General features: G+C 66.3%; 14 protein-coding genes and 1 tRNA gene. 8 read left to right on the top strand and 7 right to left on the bottom strand.

The genetic code is table 11. From position 1 onward, the window contains the following. Positions 1-197: 197 nt before the first annotated feature. Positions 198-2,528 carry a DEAD/DEAH box helicase gene (locus J3E61_RS06700; RefSeq protein WP_210083025.1) on the bottom strand — a complete coding sequence of 777 codons (2,331 nt, stop codon included), beginning with the start codon at positions 2,526-2,528 and terminating at the stop codon, positions 198-200. 277 nt (positions 2,529-2,805) lie between these two features. Between J3E61_RS06700 and J3E61_RS06695 the strand changes: the two genes are divergently transcribed. The 3 genes from J3E61_RS06695 to topA all read left to right on the top strand — a co-directional run bounded on the left by J3E61_RS06695 (position 2,806) and on the right by topA (position 6,647). Then, entirely contained in the window at positions 2,806-3,009 is a 204-nt protein-coding gene (locus J3E61_RS06695) for a cold-shock protein (RefSeq protein ID WP_006243848.1), read from the top strand. A gap of 128 nt (positions 3,010-3,137) precedes the next feature. Next, positions 3,138-3,716, top strand: a complete 579-nt coding sequence (locus tag J3E61_RS06690) for a hypothetical protein (protein ID WP_192724475.1) — start codon at positions 3,138-3,140, stop codon at positions 3,714-3,716. 135 nt (positions 3,717-3,851) lie between these two features. Beyond that, a complete protein-coding gene (gene topA / locus J3E61_RS06685; RefSeq protein ID WP_210083024.1) occupies positions 3,852-6,647 on the top strand; it encodes a type I DNA topoisomerase in 2,796 nt (931 codons plus the stop codon). Here topA and J3E61_RS06680 read toward each other — a convergent pair. Beyond that, positions 6,644-8,251 (bottom strand): HAMP domain-containing protein, encoded by a 1,608-nt coding sequence (locus J3E61_RS06680; protein ID WP_192724473.1) that lies wholly within the window; start codon positions 8,249-8,251, stop codon positions 6,644-6,646. The two genes, topA and J3E61_RS06680, sit on opposite strands and share 4 nt — an antisense overlap. A gap of 81 nt (positions 8,252-8,332) precedes the next feature. On the opposite strand from J3E61_RS06680, the gene J3E61_RS06675 reads away from it, so the two are divergent. After that, on the top strand, positions 8,333-9,541 hold the full coding sequence (locus J3E61_RS06675) for a DNA polymerase III subunit delta' (protein WP_210083023.1): 1,209 nt from the start codon (positions 8,333-8,335) through the stop codon (positions 9,539-9,541). 58 nt (positions 9,542-9,599) lie between these two features. Then, positions 9,600-9,672: transfer RNA gene (locus tag J3E61_RS06670), tRNA-Thr, on the top strand. Positions 9,673-9,756: 84 nt separating this feature from the next. Here the strand turns inward: J3E61_RS06670 and J3E61_RS06665 are convergent. The 3 genes from J3E61_RS06665 to J3E61_RS06655 are packed head-to-tail and all read right to left on the bottom strand — an operon-like array spanning position 9,757 to position 12,803. Next, on the bottom strand, positions 9,757-10,635 hold the full coding sequence (locus tag J3E61_RS06665; protein ID WP_210083022.1) for an alpha/beta hydrolase: 879 nt from the start codon (positions 10,633-10,635) through the stop codon (positions 9,757-9,759). 17 nt (positions 10,636-10,652) lie between these two features. Beyond that, a complete protein-coding gene (locus J3E61_RS06660; protein ID WP_192724470.1) occupies positions 10,653-11,021 on the bottom strand; it encodes a carboxymuconolactone decarboxylase family protein in 369 nt (122 codons plus the stop codon). Positions 11,022-11,039: 18 nt separating this feature from the next. After that, positions 11,040-12,803 (bottom strand): hypothetical protein, encoded by a 1,764-nt coding sequence (locus J3E61_RS06655; protein WP_210083021.1) that lies wholly within the window; start codon positions 12,801-12,803, stop codon positions 11,040-11,042. 57 nt (positions 12,804-12,860) lie between these two features. Between J3E61_RS06655 and J3E61_RS06650 the strand changes: the two genes are divergently transcribed. Genes J3E61_RS06650 through J3E61_RS06640 form a run of 3 tightly spaced genes read left to right on the top strand, consistent with a single transcriptional unit; the run spans position 12,861 to position 16,206 of the window. Then, on the top strand, positions 12,861-13,796 hold the full coding sequence (locus tag J3E61_RS06650; RefSeq protein WP_210083020.1) for a GDP-mannose 4,6-dehydratase: 936 nt from the start codon (positions 12,861-12,863) through the stop codon (positions 13,794-13,796). A gap of 39 nt (positions 13,797-13,835) precedes the next feature. Then, on the top strand, positions 13,836-15,617 hold the full coding sequence (locus J3E61_RS06645; protein WP_210083019.1) for an amidohydrolase family protein: 1,782 nt from the start codon (positions 13,836-13,838) through the stop codon (positions 15,615-15,617). A gap of 1 nt (position 15,618) precedes the next feature. Next, a complete protein-coding gene (locus tag J3E61_RS06640; RefSeq protein ID WP_210083018.1) occupies positions 15,619-16,206 on the top strand; it encodes a TetR/AcrR family transcriptional regulator in 588 nt (195 codons plus the stop codon). Here the strand turns inward: J3E61_RS06640 and J3E61_RS06635 are convergent. Both J3E61_RS06635 and J3E61_RS06630 read right to left on the bottom strand, forming a co-directional pair. Next, positions 16,203-16,544: a DUF2304 domain-containing protein gene (locus tag J3E61_RS06635; RefSeq protein WP_210083017.1), complete on the bottom strand. Its 342-nt coding sequence runs from the start codon at positions 16,542-16,544 to the stop codon at positions 16,203-16,205. The two genes, J3E61_RS06640 and J3E61_RS06635, sit on opposite strands and share 4 nt — an antisense overlap. After that, the gene (locus J3E61_RS06630; protein ID WP_192725218.1) at positions 16,541-17,248 is read right to left on the bottom strand and encodes a glycosyltransferase; all 708 of its coding nucleotides are present in this window, start codon (positions 17,246-17,248) and stop codon (positions 16,541-16,543) included. The genes J3E61_RS06635 and J3E61_RS06630 overlap by 4 nt, the downstream gene beginning before the upstream one ends.

Genomic DNA, 17,248 nt, shown 5'->3' with positions numbered 1-17,248 from the left:
TTCGGTAAAGCATCCCTAAGTTGCCATAACCCCTCCGACGAGGTATTTTCCGTCTGCGCCCACTTTCTGGGATTGGGAACGGATCGAGTTGTCCGACCGTTCAACCGCAGCCGTCTGTGAGTCCGCTGTGTGCTCAAGCACACTGGCCACGGGTCCATGGGGGCGACCGTCGAGGGGTGGGTCGCCCCCATGGTCGGCTAATGGCGCCTTCCTGCCACCGCCTCGAGCACCAGCCGCAGCACCCTCACCGCACCCTCCTTGTCGAGCGGGTCGTTGCCGCTGCCGCACTTCGGCGACTGAACGCAGGACGGGCAACCGAGCGGGCATTCGCAGGCCTCGATCGCCGCCGCCGTCGCCGCCCACCACGTGTCGATTTTGCGGAAGCCGCGGTCGGCGAAGCCGGCCCCGCCCGGGTAGCCGTCGTAGACGAAGATCGTCGGCAGGCCGTCGACCGGACCGACTGCTGTCGACATGCCGCCGATGTCGCCGCGGTCGCAGCTGGCGACCAATGGCAGCAGTCCGATGGCCGCATGCTCTGCGGCATGCAGTGCGCCCGGCACGCGGAGCAACTCGATCCCTTTGTGCTGCAACGCCTCTGGGGTGATGGTGCACATCACCGCCATGGTGTCGAGCGTACGGGTCGGCATGTCAAGCTCGACGAAGTCGATCACCTCACCGTCCAGGCGGCGCCGCAGGTAACCGGTCACGGTGTTGGTCACCGACACCGGAACCACGCCAACGGTCACCGTGCCGTAGGTGTTTCGTTCGCCGTCGCCGGTGACGGCGATGTCGGTGAGCTCGCGAGCGAAGGTGGTGTAGCCGGGATCCTCCGCGTGCACGAACGCGACGCCGTCCTCGAAATCCAGCGAGTCGACGACATAACTCTCACCCTGATGCAGATACACCGCGCCGGGATGCACCGACGCGGGCGCCTGTCCCGCACCGGCGCTGCCGAGCAGTCGGCCGGTGTCGGCCTCCAGGATCGCTATCTGCCCGCCCGACGACCCGCGGATGTCAACCGCCGGATGCGGATCGACGCCGGGAGTGGGGAAGTAGCCGCTCGGTCGCCGGCGCAACAGCCCGTCGTCGACGAGCGCTTCCGCCACCGCCTCCGCATTCCACATGCGGACCTCCGCGTCGCTCAGCGGAAGCTCGGTCGCGGCGCAAAGTAGTTGTGGCCCAAGCACATACGGGTTGCCGGGGTCGATAACCACTCGCTCGATCGGTTTGTCGAGCAGCGCTGCCGGGTGGTGCACGAGGTAGGTGTCCAGTGGATCGTCGCGGGCGATCAGCACGATCAACGCGCTCTGCCCGCGACGGCCGGAGCGGCCGGCCTGTTGCCAGAACGACGTGACCGTGCCGGGGAAGCCGGCCAGCACGACCGCGTCGAGGCCCGCGATGTCCACACCCAATTCGAGCGCGTTGGTGGTGGCCATGCCGCGCAATTCCCCTTCGGCCAGAGCACGTTCCAGTGCTCGGCGGTCCTCGGCGAGATAGCCGGCGCGATAGGACGCCACCCGCTCGGCGAGTTCGGGTGCGGTGTCCTCGAGGCGGGCCCGCGCACCCAGCGCGGTCAACTCCGCGCCGCGGCGCGATCGCACGAACGTCAGCGTCCGGGCACCTTCGGCGATCAGGTCGGCCATCACCCGCGCGGCCTCGGCACCCGCCGAACGCCTTACCGGAGCGCCGTTTTCGCCGAGGATGTCGTCCCGCAGCGCCGGCTCCCACAGCGCGACCGTGCGTGCGCCGTGCGGGGAACCGTCCTCGGTGACCTCTTCGACGGTCTGGCCGATGAGCTCGGAGGCGGTCGCCGCGGGCTGTGCGGTGGTGGCGCTGGCGAAGATGACTGTCGGAGTCGACGAGTACCGATTGCACAGCCTCAGCAGTCGGCGCAGTACCATGGCCACGTTCGAGCCGAAAACGCCTCGGTAGTAATGGCATTCGTCAATAACGATGAACTGCAGGTTGCGCAAGAACACCGCCCAGCGGGCGTGGTTGCGCAGCAGCGACAGATGAATCATGTCCGGATTCGAGAAGATCCAGCGCGACCGCTCACGCGCGAAACGTCGCACGTCGCTCGGACTGTCGCCGTCGTATGAACTGGGCGCGACGTTGTCCAGCCCCGGCACGGCTTCGGTGAGTGCCACTGCGGTTCGCAGTTGGTCGTGGCCGAGGGCCTTGGTCGGCGACAAATAAAGCACCCGCGCACGCGGATTCGCTTTCAGGGCCGTCAATATCGGCAACTGGTATGCCAACGACTTTCCCGATGCGGTTCCTGTGCTGAGCACGACGTGCCGCCCGTCGCGGGCGAGATCGGCGGCGGCGAGTTGATGCGACCAAAGAGACTCGATACCGCGATCAACGAACGCCCGCACCACATCTGGGTCCGCCCATCGCGGCCACGGTTGCGGCCTGCCCTGACGCGCGGGCAAGTCTGCGACGTGCCGCAACGGTTGTTCGTCGGGATCCGTGCCTTCGATCGCACAGGAAAGCAGTGCGCGGCCGAAATCCGACCCCGGAATTGACACTGCCAGCCTCCTGAAACCCCTATGTAAGTGAATTGTTCCCCACTCGATTGCGTTGAGACTGTCGCACCAGCGCCGAACATGATTGACTTAGCGCGGTCGCAGCTTCTGTGTTCGTGTATTAGCACTCGCAGGATCGTCGTTGCGATCGCGGTTCCTGCGAGGAATGTAGGTCGGGTCAAGTTCCGATTACTCCGCGAAGGTCAGCGGTCGGAACGGGCCCGGTGTACCGAAACACGGTGGACCGCACCCGGAAAAAAGAAAAGGAAAGATCAAGGAAATGCCACAGGGAACTGTGAAGTGGTTCAACGCGGAGAAGGGCTTCGGCTTTATCGCCCCGGAGGACGGCTCTGCGGACGTGTTCGTTCACTACACGGAAATTCAGGGCAGCGGATTCCGCACCCTGGAGGAGAACCAGAAGGTTGAATTCGAGGTTGGCCAGAGCCCCAAGGGGCCCCAGGCCACGGGTGTTCGGGCCGTCTGAGCAAGCGAAACTGAATAACTCCCCGCGTCATCCTTGATCGGACGGCGCGGGGTGTTTTCGTTTTGGCGGACGCTTCCGAGCGGCCTGGCGACACATCTGTGGTGCACCCCTGGCCTACTGTCGTTGACGTGAGCCAGCTGTCGTTCTTCTCGGCTGAGTCGGTGCCGCCCGCGGTTGCCGACCTGACGGGAATTCTCGCCGCGCCGGGCCAGGTGGTCCTCGTCGGCAGCGGGGCTCGGCTGTCCGTCGTCGTGGATCGGCTGTGGCGCGCAGAGGGCCTCGCGGAGATGATCACCGACGCCGGGCTGCAGGCGGAGATAGCGCGCACCGACGAGAACACGCCGTTGGTGCGCACCCAAGCCGACCCGCGGTTGTTGGCCATTGCCCGCGATTGGACGCTTGGCGCCGTCAAGACCGTGCCGCCGCAGTGGCTGCCCGGACCTCGCGAGTTGCGGGCCTGGACGCTGGCGTCGGGCACCCCCGAAGCCGACCGGTACTTGCTGGGCCTTGATCCGCACGCCCCGGACACCCATGCGGCGCTGGCGTCGGCGATGATGCGGGTCGGGATCGCCCCAACCTTGATTGGCACAAGAGGGTCGCACCCAGCACTTCGGATCAGTGGCCGTCGACGGCTATCGCGCCTGGTAGAGAACGTGGGGGAACCCCCTGGCAGCGTCGAGGCGTTTGAACAGTGGCCTCGTATTTGAGGGGCCGCGCCCGGGGGGTCAGTTTGCGTCGGCTGGCGCGGGGTGCGAAATTGTCAGTTGCCAGGGGGTCCGATTCGTCCGAGGCGTTATATATCTTGGGCCCCTGGCAACAGAAGAAGTGGAGCGTAGGCAGAGGTGGCAGACACCGACCGCAGCAGCGGCCGCAACGGAAGCGTGCGGCGGCTCGTCATAGTCGAGTCGCCGACCAAGGCACGCAAAATAGCTGGCTACCTGGGATCCAACTACATTGTCGAGTCGTCCCGGGGGCACATCCGCGACCTGCCGCGAAACGCCGCCGACGTGCCGGCCAAGTACAAATCCGAGCCCTGGGCACGCCTCGGGGTGGACGTCGACCACAACTTCGAGCCGCTCTACATCATCAGCCCGGAGAAGAAGAGCACCGTCGCCGAGCTGAAGGATCTGCTCAAGGACGTCGACGAGCTCTATCTGGCGACGGACGGCGACCGCGAGGGTGAGGCGATCGCCTGGCACCTGCTGGAGACGCTGAAGCCGCGTGTGCCGGTCAAGCGGATGGTGTTCCACGAGATCACCGAGCCGGCCATCCGGGCCGCCGCAGAGGACCCTCGCGACCTGGACAACGACCTGGTCGACGCGCAGGAGACCCGCCGCATTCTCGACCGGCTCTACGGCTACGAGGTCAGCCCCGTGCTGTGGAAGAAGGTCGCGCCGAAGTTGTCGGCGGGCCGCGTCCAGTCGGTCGCGACGCGCATCATCGTCTCGCGCGAGCGTGAGCGGATGGCGTTCCGCAGCGCCGGCTACTGGGACGTCACCGCCGAACTCGACGCCAGCGTCTCCGATCCGCAGGCGCAGCCGCCGACGTTCACGGCCAAGCTGAACTCGGTCGACGGCAGGCGCGTTGCCACCGGCCGCGACTTCGACTCGCTTGGTGGGCTGAAGAAGCCCGACGAGGTGCTGGTACTCACCGAAGCCACCGCGGGCGCGCTGGCCACCGGACTGCGCGGGGCGCAGTTGGCAGTGTCCTCGGTTGAGCAGAAGCCGTACACCCGCAGGCCCTACGCGCCGTTCATGACGTCGACGCTGCAGCAGGAGGCCGGTCGCAAGCTCCGATTCTCTTCGGAGCGCACCATGAGCATCGCGCAGCGGCTCTACGAGAACGGCTACATCACTTATATGCGTACCGACTCCACGACTTTGTCGGAGTCGGCGATCAACGCCGCGCGCAATCAGGCCCGCCAGCTTTATGGCGAGGAGTACGTGCACCCGACGCCGCGGCAGTACACCCGCAAGGTGAAGAACGCGCAGGAGGCACACGAGGCGATCCGGCCCGCCGGTGACGTGTTCTCCACGCCGGGCCAGCTGCACAGCCAGTTGGATACCGACGAGTTCCGGCTCTACGAGCTGATCTGGCAGCGCACGGTGGCGTCGCAGATGGCCGATGCCCGCGGTACGACGCTGTCCCTGCGGATCAGCGGAGCCGCATCCACGGGCGAGCAGGTCGTCTTCAACGCGAGCGGCCGCACCATCACGTTCGCCGGTTTCCTGAAGGCCTACGTCGAGAGCATCGACGACCAGGCGGGCGGCGAGGCCGACGACGCCGAGAGCAGGCTGCCCAACCTCGAACAGGGCCAGCGCGTCGACGCCAAGGAGCTGACCGCCGACGGCCACACCACGTCGCCGCCTGCGCGCTACACCGAGGCGTCGCTGATCAAGGCGCTGGAAGATCTCGGCATCGGCAGGCCGTCGACGTACTCGTCGATCATCAAGACCATTCAGGACCGCGGTTATGTGCACAAGAAGGGCAGCGCGCTGGTGCCGTCCTGGGTGGCGTTCGCGGTGACGGGCCTGCTGGAGCAGCACTTCGGCAGGCTGGTCGACTACGGCTTCACCGCTGCGATGGAGGACGAGCTCGACGAGATCGCCGCAGGCAACGAGCAGCGCACCAATTGGCTGTCGAACTTCTACTTCGGTGGCGAGCACGGGGTGCAGGACTCGATCGCGCGCTCTGGCGGACTGAAAAAGCTTGTCGGAGTGAACCTCGAGGGCATCGACGCGCGAGAAGTCAACTCCATCAAGCTGTTTGACGACGAAGAGGGCCGGCCCATCTACGTGCGGGTCGGCAAGAACGGCGCGTACCTCGAGCGCATGGTGGCCGACGAAGACGGCGAGCTCAAGCCGCAGCGGGCCAACCTCAAGGATGAGCTGACGCCCGACGAGCTGACCCTCGAGCTGGCCGAAAAGCTTTTCGCCACACCGCAAGAAGGGCGCTCGCTGGGTGTCGACCCGGCGACCGGTCACGAGATCGTCGCCAAGGACGGACGCTACGGTCCTTACGTCACGGAGGTGCTGCCGGAACCGGAGTCGGGTGACGAAGGCGACGCAGGCACACCGGCGAAGAAGGGCAAGAAGCCGACGGGTCCCAAGCCGCGCACGGGTTCGCTGTTGCGGACCATGGACTTGGAAACGGTGACGCTCGAAGACGCGCTGCGACTGCTGTCGCTGCCGCGGGTGGTCGGCGTCGACCCGAACACGAACGAGGAGATCACAGCTCAGAATGGCCGGTACGGCCCATATCTGAAGCGCGGCAACGACTCTCGTTCCTTGGCGACCGAGGAGCAGATGTTCGACATCACGCTCGACGAGGCGCTGAAGATCTACGCGGAGCCCAAACGCCGTGGCGGACAGCGTGCGGCGACCCCGCCGCTGCGCGAGCTCGGCAACGACCCGGCGAGCGGCAAGCCGATGGTGATCAAGGACGGCCGGTTCGGGCCGTACGTCACCGACGGCGAGACCAACGCAAGCCTGCGCAAGGGCGACGACGTGCTGTCGATCACCGACGAGCGGGCCGCCGAGCTACTGGCCGACCGCCGTGCGCGAGGGCCGGTCAAGCGGACGAAGAAGGCACCGGCCAAGAAGAAGGCGCCCGCGAAAAACGCCGCGAAGAAGAGCTAGCGCGTCGCGTCGCTCCGGACGTCGTCGGGATGAGCGGCTTCGCTGGGCGACACCAGGTTCAGCGGGCGGGCCAGCTGAGTGGGTGCGGTGCGGCCGCGCAGTTCGACGATCTCGCCGACATCCCAGCACAGTGCCTCTGCGTCGAGCGCGCCGCTGACCGCGATCGCCGATGCGAGCACGTGGCCCGGCTCGAGCTTCGCCAGCTCTGTCAGCCGGGCGGCCTCGTTGACCGGGTCGCCGATCACGGTGTACTCGAAGCGGGCCTGCGCGCCGATGTGGCCCGCGATGGCGCGTCCGGCCGAGACACCGATGCCGAACTCCGTCTCGCCGAGCACGGTGATCAGTTCGTCGTGCAGCTCACGCGATGCGGCCAGCGCGGCACCGCACGCGTCGGGGTGTTCGATCGGTGCGCCGAAGATGCACAACGCCGCGTCACCCTGGAACTTGTTGACGAAGCCGCCGTGCCGGTTGACGGTGTCGACGACGACGCGGAAGAACTCGTTGAGCAGGCTGACGACCTCGGCCGCCGGGCGTGTGGACGCCAAGTGCGTCGAACCGACCAGGTCGACGAAAAGCACTGCGGCATCGCGCTCTTGGCCGCCGAGCTCGGTGCCGCGTTCGAGCGCGCGACGAGCCACGTCTTCGCCGACGTACCGGCCGAACAGGTCGCGCAGCCGTTGCCGCTCGGCAAGGTCGCGCACCATGTCGTTGAAGCCGGCCTGCAGCAAGCCCAATTCGCTGGCGTCATAGATCTGCATATGCGCGTTGTAGTTGCCGCGTTGCACTTCGCCCAGCGCCCAACGCAATTGGCGCAGCGGGTCGGCGATCGACATCGCGACAAGCACCGTGCCGAACAGGCCGATCACCAACGCGGCGACGGCAAGCAGCAGGATCGGCGTGGTGAGGCGGTCCGCTGATGCGGTGAGGATCTGGAATTTGCTTGCCACCAAGGCCAACACGATCGCCAGCACCGGCACCGCGGTGGACAGCACCCAGGTCAGCACCTGACGCTGGATGACGCCGGGCGCCCGGAAGTTCTCGGGCACGCCGCCCCGCAGGGCGGCCACGGCGACCGGCCGCAGCACCCGCTCCGACTGCAGGTAGCCGATGATCGCCGTCGCGGTGGCGCCAAGTCCCGTCGCGACGGCCACCACCGGGGCGGACCTGCTGGCGACCGGCCAGCTAGCGACGATGAAGACGATCGAGCCGAGGCACCAGTTCGCGACGCTGATCAGGGTGCGATAGAACGGCATCTTCAGCGCGCGGGCCCGCGCGAGCTCAGTACTGGATGGATCCGAGTCGCCGAGCAGCGTGTCTCGGCGTTGCCACCGCATCACCGGGATCAGCAGTCGCAGGCTCAGATACGAGCCGACGGTGAACGACAGGAACAGGTAGCCGAGGAACACCGCCAGGTTGAAGGCGGGCAAATCCTGCAGCTGGATGCGGTCCTCGGGCGGCAGGCCGAAGCGAAGGAAGCCGAGCACGAACAGCGCGCCGATGATGTCGCTCTGCAGCATGCCCAGCGTGAACACCGGCCACGGCGTGCGCGCAGCCCAGCGGACGAATCCGCTGATTCGCCTGATCGGAATGGCCTCCGTGCTCACAGCTCAACCGTATCGGGCGGGGCGGACGGAAAAGGGTGCTGTGGGACGGACGTGTCGGTTCGCAGCATTACTGTTATCTCGATGGCCGGTGTGTTTTCGCGTCTGGTGGGGCAAGACGCCGTGGAAGCGGAACTGGTTGCCGCGGCGCAGGCCGCCCGCGGTGATTCGGCTCACAGTGTCCTTTCAGCCGGGACCATGACACACGCCTGGTTGATCACCGGGCCGCCCGGCTCGGGCCGTTCGGTCGCGGCGCTGTGCTTCGCCGCTGCGCTGCAATGCACCTCCGAGGGCATCCCCGGCTGCGGAGAATGCCGGGCCTGCACCACGACGATGGCCGGGACCCACGCCGACGTGCGCCGGATCATCCCCGAGGGCTTGTCGATCGGTGTCGACGAGATGCGCACCATCGTGCAGATCGCGTCGCGCCGTCCCGGGACAGGGCGCTGGCAGATCGTGGTGGTCGAGGACGCCGACCGGCTCACGGAGGGCGCCGCGAACGCGCTGCTCAAGGTGGTCGAGGAGCCACCGCCGTCGACGGTGTTCCTGCTGTGCGCGCCGTCCGTCGACCCCGAGGACATCGCCATCACGCTGCGCTCGCGGTGCCGGCATGTGGCACTGGTCACGCCGCCGGTCGATGCGATCGCCAGGGTGCTGATCGAGACCGACGAACTGCCCGAGGACGAGGCCGTCTGGGCGGCGTCGGTCAGCGGTGGCCATGTGGGGCGGGCCCGGCGGCTGGCCACCGACGAGCAGGCGCGTGAGCGGCGGCAGCGTGCCCTTGGATTGGCGCGTGACGCGGCGACGCCGTCGCGGGCCTACGCCGCGGCCGAGGAGTTGGTGGCGACGGCCGAGGCCGAGGCGCGGGCGCTGACCGAAGACCGCAACGAGGCCGAGACCGAGGAGTTGCGCACCGCGCTCGGCGCGGGCGGCACCGGTAAGGGCACCACCGGAACGTTGCGCGGCGCCACGGGTGCCATCAAAGACCTTGAGCGACGGCAGAAGTCGCGGCAGACGCGAGCGTCACGCGATGCGTTGGACCGCGCGCTGATCGACCTGGCGACATATTTCCGCGATGCGCTGCTCGTGTCGTCGGGAGCAGGCCAGGTCCAGGCCAACCATCCGGACATGACCGATCGGGTGGCGGCTATGGCTGCGCACGCGTCACCGGAGAAGCTGTTGCGTTGCATCGAGGCGGTGCTGGAGTGCCGGGACGCGCTGGCGGTGAACGTGAAGCCGAAGTTCGCGGTCGATGCCATGGTGGCGACCGTCGGGCAGGCCCTGCGGAACTGACTTGGGTTGCGACTGGGGCCTGCCGTAGACTCGTCCCGCCCGGACAGAGGCCGGGCGCGCCACCTTAGCTCAGTCGGTAGAGCGATTCACTCGTAATGAATAGGTCAGGAGTTCGATTCTCCTAGGTGGCTCAAGCCGTTCCCTTCCCGCGAATGACCGTGTTTGTACGCGACGCGCCGAGTCCTGCTGGCATTCTGCGGTCGCTCGCGGGGATTTCACCGGCCATATGCGCTAGTCAAGAAGTCCTGCACCAGAGGCACCACCTCGTTCAGGTGCGTTTCCAGCAGCCAGTGCCCACCGCCGAGCAGGTGCAGCGGCGCGTCGGGCAAATCGCGATGGTAGGCGCGGGCCGACTCCTCCGGCATGTACCCGTCATGAAAACCCCAGACGATCAGCGTCGGCGGCCGGTGCTCGCGAAGGTATGCCTGCTCCTTGGAGAACCACTCCAGCGTCGACGGCTGGTCCTCGAGCAGACGGATCAGGTTGGCGACGCGGTCGGGCGTGGACATCAGCGACCAGTGCAGCGTCCACAGGTCGGGGCTGATGCGATCGGCGACGTCATCGGGCAGCTCGCCGACGAACTCGCTACGGAAGCCGTCGAGCGTGACGTGTTGGGCGATGCGTCGTCGCGCATCGGGGCCCGGATTGCTCCATGACTTCTTGAGAAACTCGTACTTCGGGCCGAACGCATCCTCGTAGATGTCTCCGTTTTGGATGACGAGCCCGGCGATGCGGTCGGGTTGGTGAAGCGCCAGACGCAAGCCGAACTGCGAACCGTAGTCGTGCAACCAGACCACGTAGCGCGTCAGGCCCATGGTTTCGACGAAGGCTTGCAGAAACTCCGCGTAGGCGTCGAACGTGTAGCCGAAGCTGTCAGTGGAAGGTGTTGCGCTGTAACCGAATCCGGGTAGGTCTGGCGCAATGCATCGCCAGCGCGCGCCGAGGTGGGCCAACAGGTGGCGGTAGGCGTACGACGAGCACGGGTAGCCGTGCGGAAGCAGCACGACGGGAGCGTCGGTGGGACCGGACTCGCGGTAGAAGGTGTCGATCCCGTCGACGGTGATGCGGCGGTGGCGGACAGGTGCGAGCGGCATACCGCTCACGTTCCCCGTCACTGTGACTCGTCAAACACCTCGCGGGCGATCTTGCGGGCGGTGTTGGCCGCGGGAAAGCCCGCGTATCCGCTGGCGTGGTAGATGACTTCGGCGATCTCGTCTTCGGTGAGACCGTTGGTGCGAGCGATCTGGAAGTGAATCGAAAGCTCGTCGGTGGCGCGCAACGAGATCAGGATGCCGAGCGTGACGAGGCTGCGGTCACGTCGGCTCAGGCCGTCGCGTCCCCACAGCCGTCCGAAGACGTTGTCGATGCCGATCTCCATCAGCTCGTCACCGAACTTGCCGTCCCGCAACCTCTCTGCTGTGGCAGCGCCCGGCAGAAGTTCACGAAAGACCCGCAGGCCCTGTTCACGGATGTCTGTCATCCATTCAGATTGGCATGACTAGAGAGGCGCCACGAACCCGACGGGCCCCGACGCGAGACACACCGACAACGCGGCCGTGTTCGCCCGTACCTTGATCGCACCGCCTGCCCCCGGCAGCCGGACGAAGGCACGGTTGAGGCCGGGACGTACCGGCACCTTCGTCTCCGTGCCCTCCGACAGCGACATCGTCAGCGACCCGTCGCTGTTGGCCAGGTAGTTGATCTCCGCTGTCCAGTTGGCAGGCAGCAGTGGACCATCCAGTTTCATCGAAACGGGAAAGTCGGGCTGTACCAGATATCCGCAATTCGGTTCGGGCCCTGGCGCGATCGACCGCACCCACGTGACTTTCGCATCGATGACGTGCCCACTCACATCGAACATGCGCAAATCTGTTGTCGCGCCTGCGAAGTCGGGCCGATCCGACAGCAGGGCGAACATGTGACTGGCCAAGTTCTCCGGCCCGACAACGCGCTGCAACACCATCGGGTCGACCTCCTGGTCGAGCATCGGCGCACTCGATGCCGCATGCGCCGCCGCCAGTCCCGCCCTGGCGTTCTGCAGATACGGTTGTGTCGGGTTCTCCCGCCAGATGGTCATGAACGTAGCCGTCGAGTACATGCTGCTCGCAGCGAAAATGACTGTGAGACAGACAATTACAGCTGTGCGGGGCCGTGAGGCGTCCAGCCATGTCGATCGCTTGCGGTTCGGCGCGCACAGGCCGACCGCGAGCAGCAGCGCCAACACCACCACGAGGTCGGGCAGATAACGCAGCGTCTGCGCGAGTTCGAGTGCGGTGAACCGCGACGAACGCATCAGGTAGATCGGAATCTGGCAGGCGACCGCGTAGCCGACTGCCACCAACCACACCGCCCCGATTCGCTGTTTGCGCAGCAACGAGATCGCGACCACGCCCGCCAACGCCACCCAGCCCAGAACCATCACCGCGATCGGCGGTGTCGCCCACGGCGACGCCGGGGCCCAGCGCTGCCACTCCCACGGTCCGCCGACCAAACCGGGCACGATGCCGTGAGTTACCGAGCGGCTCAACAGGTCCCAGGTCATCGCCAGGTCGAAGCTCCACCGCTTCTGATCGACCACCACCAGGTAGACGCCGATCCACGCCGCCGTCAGGACCAGCGCCGACACCCACAGCCGCAGCCCGCGCCGCCACACCTGCGGCACCGAGCCGGTCGAGGTGACGTGCGCGTAGAGCGCCGCGATCGTGAAGGCGACGAACGGAATGACGGCCGCCTTTTCGAAGAACAGCAAGCCACCGAAGTACACCAGCAGCCCGGTCACCGCATACCGCTGGTTGCCGGTGCGGACCAACAGCACCGCGTCGGCGCATACCCACGCCAGCGCGGCGAGCATCGGCAGTGAGTTCAGCGCCGCCGCCCACCATGCGAATGCGGGTACCGACAGCGGCGTGAACAACGCGAACGTCAACGGCAGCAGCAGCACCGGGCGCCAGCCGAGAATCGTGTGCAGCGCCCGCAGCAGTGCCAGCGACGCCAGCAGTTGCAGCACCACCAGGCTGATCGCTGGTCCGATCCAGTTCAGCGGCGCGATACGGGTGATGCCGCCCGCGACCAGGAAGGCGCCCGGCATCACGTGTCCGTCGTGGTCGTCGAACAGGTACGCCGGCGACAGCAGGCTCTGCGTGCCTGCGCGGCCGGTCAGGATCAGGTCGTCCCAGTAGAAATAGCCTCGGAACGCCAGCACGGCCCGGACGACGAGCTGCACCACGATCAGCACGGCGGCGGTGCGGGCAACCCAGTTCATCGGTGGTCGAGCCTACGGACAGAGCTGACGCGTAGCCGCCGTCGGTATGGTGGGCCGATGCGCACACTGGTCACCGGGGCAGCCGGTTTCATCGGATCAACGCTGGTAGACCGCCTTCTTGCAGAGGGGCACACGGTCGTAGGAGTCGATGACCTGAGCTCGGGGCGCAGCGAGAACATCGTGTCGGCGGAGCGGCACGACGGCTTCGAATTCGCCAAGGCCGACATCGTCAGCGCAGACCTCATCGGACTGCTCGCCGACACCCGACCCGAGGTGGTTTTCCACCTGGCCGCGCAGATCTCGGTGAAGCTGTCAGTCGACGACCCGCAGTTCGATTCGTCGGTCAACGTGGTCGGCACGGTGCGGCTTGCCGAGGCGGCGCGTCGTGCCGGGGTCCGCAAGATCGTGCACACCTCCTCCGGCGGCTCCATCTACGGCACCCCGCCGACATACCCGACCAGTGAAGACGTGCCGACAAACCCGTCGTCGCCGTATGCGGCAAGCAAGGTCGCGGGCGAGGTGTATCTGAACATGTACCGCAACCTCTACGGCCTGCAGTGCTCGCACATCGCGCCAGGCAACGTCTACGGGCCCCGCCAGGATCCCCACGGCGAGGCGGGCGTGGTGGCGATCTTTTCCAGGGCGCTGCTGGCGGGGAAGCCGACCAAGATCTTCGGCGACGGGAGCGACACCCGCGACTACGTATTTGTCGACGATGTCGTGGACGCGTTCGTCAAGGCATCCGGCGAGGCCGGTGACGGGCAACGCTTCAACGTCGCCACGGGAACCGAAACCTCGACGCGGCAACTGCATTCGGTGATCGCCAAGGCCGCGGGCGCCCCCGACGAGCCGGAGTTTCACCCGCCGCGACTCGGCGATCTGCGCCGGTCGTGCCTCGACATCAGCCGCGCCAGGCGAGTGCTCGGGTGGACCCCGGAGGTCGACATCGACGAGGGCGTCGCCAGGACAGTCGACTACTTCCGCGCTCAATAAAGATTGTAAGTACTTACTTTCTGTTGTAGCCTTGGCGCCATGCCCTACGACGTCATCATTCGCAACGGCCTGTGGTTCGACGGCACGGGAACCGCGCCGCAGGTTCGCACGCTGGGGATTCGCGACGGAATCGTCGTCGCGGTTTCGGCAGACCCGCTCGACGAGGCGGGCTGCCCCGACGTGATCGATGCCGCGGGCAAGTGGATCGCGCCAGGGTTCATCGACGTGCACACGCACTACGACGCGGAGGTGCTGCTCGACCCGGGTCTGCGGGAGTCGGTGCGCCACGGCGTGACAACGATCCTGTTGGGCAACTGCTCGCTGTCGGCCGTATACGCCGACTCCGACGACGCCGCCGATCTGTTCAGCCGGGTCGAAGCTGTTCCGCGGGACTACGTGCTCGGTGCGCTGGAAGCCAAGAAGACGTGGTCGACGCCCGCGGAATACGTTCGCGCCCTCGACGAACTGCCGCTCGGCCCCAATGTCGGCTCCATGCTTGGGCATTCGGATCTGCGCACGGCTGTTCTCGGCCTCGACCGCGCCACCACCGACGGCGTCATGCCGACGGAAGCCGAGCTGAACCGGATGGCAGACATGCTCGATCAGGCTCTCGATGCCGGGTTGCTCGGCATGTCCGGAATGGACGCTCCCATCGACAAACTCGACGGCGACCGCTACCGGTCGCGCGCGCTGCCGTCGACGTTCGCCACCTGGCGGGAGCGCCGCAGACTGATCTCCGTGCTGCGCAAGCGCCGCCGAATTCTGCAGAGCGCACCGAACACCAAGAACCCCCTCGAAGCGTTGATGTTCTTCCTGACCAGCAGCAGGCTGTTCGGTCGGCGTGCAGGCGTGCGCATGAGCCTGCTGGTGTCGGCCGATGCCAAGTCCGCTCCGGGCGCCGTGCACGTATTCGGGCCAGGGACAAGGCTTCTCAACAAGGTCTTCGACTCGCTGGTACGGTTCCAGCATCTTCCTGTGCCGTTCGAGCTGTACTCCGACGGCATCGACTTGCCGGTGTTCGAGGAGTTCGGGGCAGGCACCGCCGCGCTTCATCTGCGCGACCAGATCAAGCGCAACGAACTGCTCGCCGACACCGACTACCGTCGCCGGTTCCGCAGGTCGTTCGACCGCCGCAAGCTCGGCCCGACGTTGTGGCATCGGGATTTTCACGACGCCACCATCGTCGAGTGCCCGGATAAGACTTTGATCGGCAAGAGCTTTGGGCAGATCGCCGACGAGCGCGGGCTGCATCCCCTTGATGCGTTCTTGGATGTGCTCGTCGAGAACGGCGAGCGCAACGTGCGCTGGACCACGATCGTGGCCAACCACCGGCCCGAACAACTCGACAAGCTGGCCGCGGATCCGTCGGTCCACATGGGCTTCTCCGATGCCGGTGCGCACCTGCGAAACATGGCCTTCTACAACTTCTCGCTGCGATTGCTGAAGCGTGTCCGCGACGCCGAGGCCGCCGGGCGCCCGTTCCTGAGCCTGCAGCGAGCGGTGCACCGGCTCACCGCCGAGGTCGCCGACTGGTTCGGTCTGGACGCAGGCACGTTGCGTGAGGGCGACCGTGCGGACTTCGTGGTGATCGACCCGGCCGGCCTCGACGCCTCGGTCGACGCTTATCACGAGGAGAAGGTGCCGTTCTACGGCGACCTGAGCCGCATGGTCAACCGCAATGACGCCGCGATCGTCGCGACCGGTGTCAACGGCACCGTGGTCTTCCGCGACGGGCAGTTCTGCGACGGTTACGCCACGACTCTGAAGACCGGCCGCTTCCTGCGCGCCGGCGTCGGCGACGCCGTGAAAGCGCTTGCCTGACATGGCAAGAACTCAGCAACAACGTCGCGAGCAAACCATCGCGCGGCTACTGGACGCGAGCATCGACTCCATCATCGATGTCGGCTATGCGCGCGCGTCGGCCGCGGTGATCGCCAAACGTGCCCAGGTCTCCGACGGCGCGCTGTTCCGGCACTTCTCGACGATGGGCGACTTCATGGCCGCCACCGCGCGCGAGGTGATGCGGCGCCAACTCGATTCGTTCACCAAGCAAGTCGCCGAGATCCCCGCCGACAAGCCTGCGCTACAGGCGGCGCTGACGATCATGCGCGATGTCACCGGCAACCCCACCAACGCCGTGATGTACGAGCTCATGGTCGCTGCCCGCACCGACGAGAAGCTGCGGACCACTCTGCAAGAGGTGCTCACCGAATACGCCGCCAACATCTATGACGTCGCACGGGCGCTGCCAGGAGCGGACCAAATCCCTGACGACACCTTCACCGCATTGGTGGCCATCATCACCAATACCTTCGACGGCGCGGCGATCGTCAGGGCGGTCATGCCGCAGCCCGATCTCGAGGACAATCGAATTGCGTTGCTGGCACGGCTGATCGGTGAAGCGCCCTAACGGTCTTCAGGTACCCGGGCGGTTTGTAGCGCCACGGCCCGCGCCAACCGCGCGTACTTCAGTTCGAGATCCTTGAACCGCATGTAGGCAGACAGCGTCGTGAACACGAACGCGATCACAAGCAGGTACAACATCAGGTCGGTACCGCGTTTCACGCCAAGCCAATTCGCGACCACGGTGGTGTCGTCGGGGCGAAGGATCGCGTAGATACCGGCGATGACGAACAGCACGTAACCGACCTTCACCCACGCCTTGGACCGCGCGCTGCGACGCGAGCGCAACAGGTAAACCAACAGCGAGAGCACCGAAACGATCAGCAGCGCCTGGATCCAGTTCATCGCGACATCCTTCCTCGCAACCAACCGTCGAAGATGATGTTGACGCCGTTGAGCAACGGCTGGCCCTTGGACATCGAGTATTCGGTGTAGAGAATCTCCACAGGTTCTTCCGTTACCCGCCAACCGTTTTCATAGGCCAGCGCGATGAACTCGTCGGCGTGGCTCATGCCGTTCATGGTGAGGTTGAGCCCGTCGGCCACCTTCTTGTTGAACACCCGCAGCCCGTTGTGCGCGTCGGTCAGCCCGAGCTTGCGGCTGCGCCTGCTCAAGGTGGCCGCCGTGCGCAGCACAACGCGCTTGAGTAGCGGCGTGTGGCTCACCACACCGGGGTCGGCGAATCGGGTGCCGACGACGAGGTCGACGTCGTCGCCGGCGAGCCGGTCGATCATCCGGATGACGTCCTTGACGCGATGCTGGCCGTCGGCGTCGAAGGTGGCGAACACCGCCGCACCCGGTTGCCTGCGGGCGTACTCCACGCCGGTCTGGATGGCCGCGCCCTGTCCGAGATTGACCGGGTGGCGCACCGAATGGGCCCCGGCGCGCAACGCCACGTCGCCGGTGTCATCGCGGCTGCCGTCGTCGACGCACACCACGTTGTCGAAAACGGAGCGAACGTCAGAGATGACGTCGCCGATGACGCTCGCCTCGTTGAAGGCGGGGATGATGAGCCAAACGTCGTGGTAGCGCGAGTCCGAGATACTGAT

Origin of the sequence: Mycobacterium sp. OAE908, assembly GCF_017872775.1 — a bacterium.
GTDB lineage: Bacteria > Actinomycetota > Actinomycetes > Mycobacteriales > Mycobacteriaceae > Mycobacterium.
Note: the sequence above shows the minus strand (reverse complement) of the source record. Positions and strands in the feature narration are given on the sequence as shown.

Coding starts and splice junctions, on each gene's coding strand:
- J3E61_RS06695 (WP_006243848.1), top strand. CDS start 2,806: ATGCCACAGGGAACTGTGAAGTGGTTCAACGCGGAGAAGGGCTTCGGC.
- J3E61_RS06675 (WP_210083023.1), top strand. CDS start 8,333: ATGGCCGGTGTGTTTTCGCGTCTGGTGGGGCAAGACGCCGTGGAAGCG.
- J3E61_RS06665 (WP_210083022.1), bottom strand. CDS start 10,635: ATGCCGCTCGCACCTGTCCGCCACCGCCGCATCACCGTCGACGGGATC.
- J3E61_RS06660 (WP_192724470.1), bottom strand. CDS start 11,021: ATGACAGACATCCGTGAACAGGGCCTGCGGGTCTTTCGTGAACTTCTG.
- J3E61_RS06655 (WP_210083021.1), bottom strand. CDS start 12,803: ATGAACTGGGTTGCCCGCACCGCCGCCGTGCTGATCGTGGTGCAGCTC.
- J3E61_RS06650 (WP_210083020.1), top strand. CDS start 12,861: ATGCGCACACTGGTCACCGGGGCAGCCGGTTTCATCGGATCAACGCTG.
- J3E61_RS06645 (WP_210083019.1), top strand. CDS start 13,836: ATGCCCTACGACGTCATCATTCGCAACGGCCTGTGGTTCGACGGCACG.
- J3E61_RS06640 (WP_210083018.1), top strand. CDS start 15,619: ATGGCAAGAACTCAGCAACAACGTCGCGAGCAAACCATCGCGCGGCTA.
- J3E61_RS06635 (WP_210083017.1), bottom strand. CDS start 16,544: ATGAACTGGATCCAGGCGCTGCTGATCGTTTCGGTGCTCTCGCTGTTG.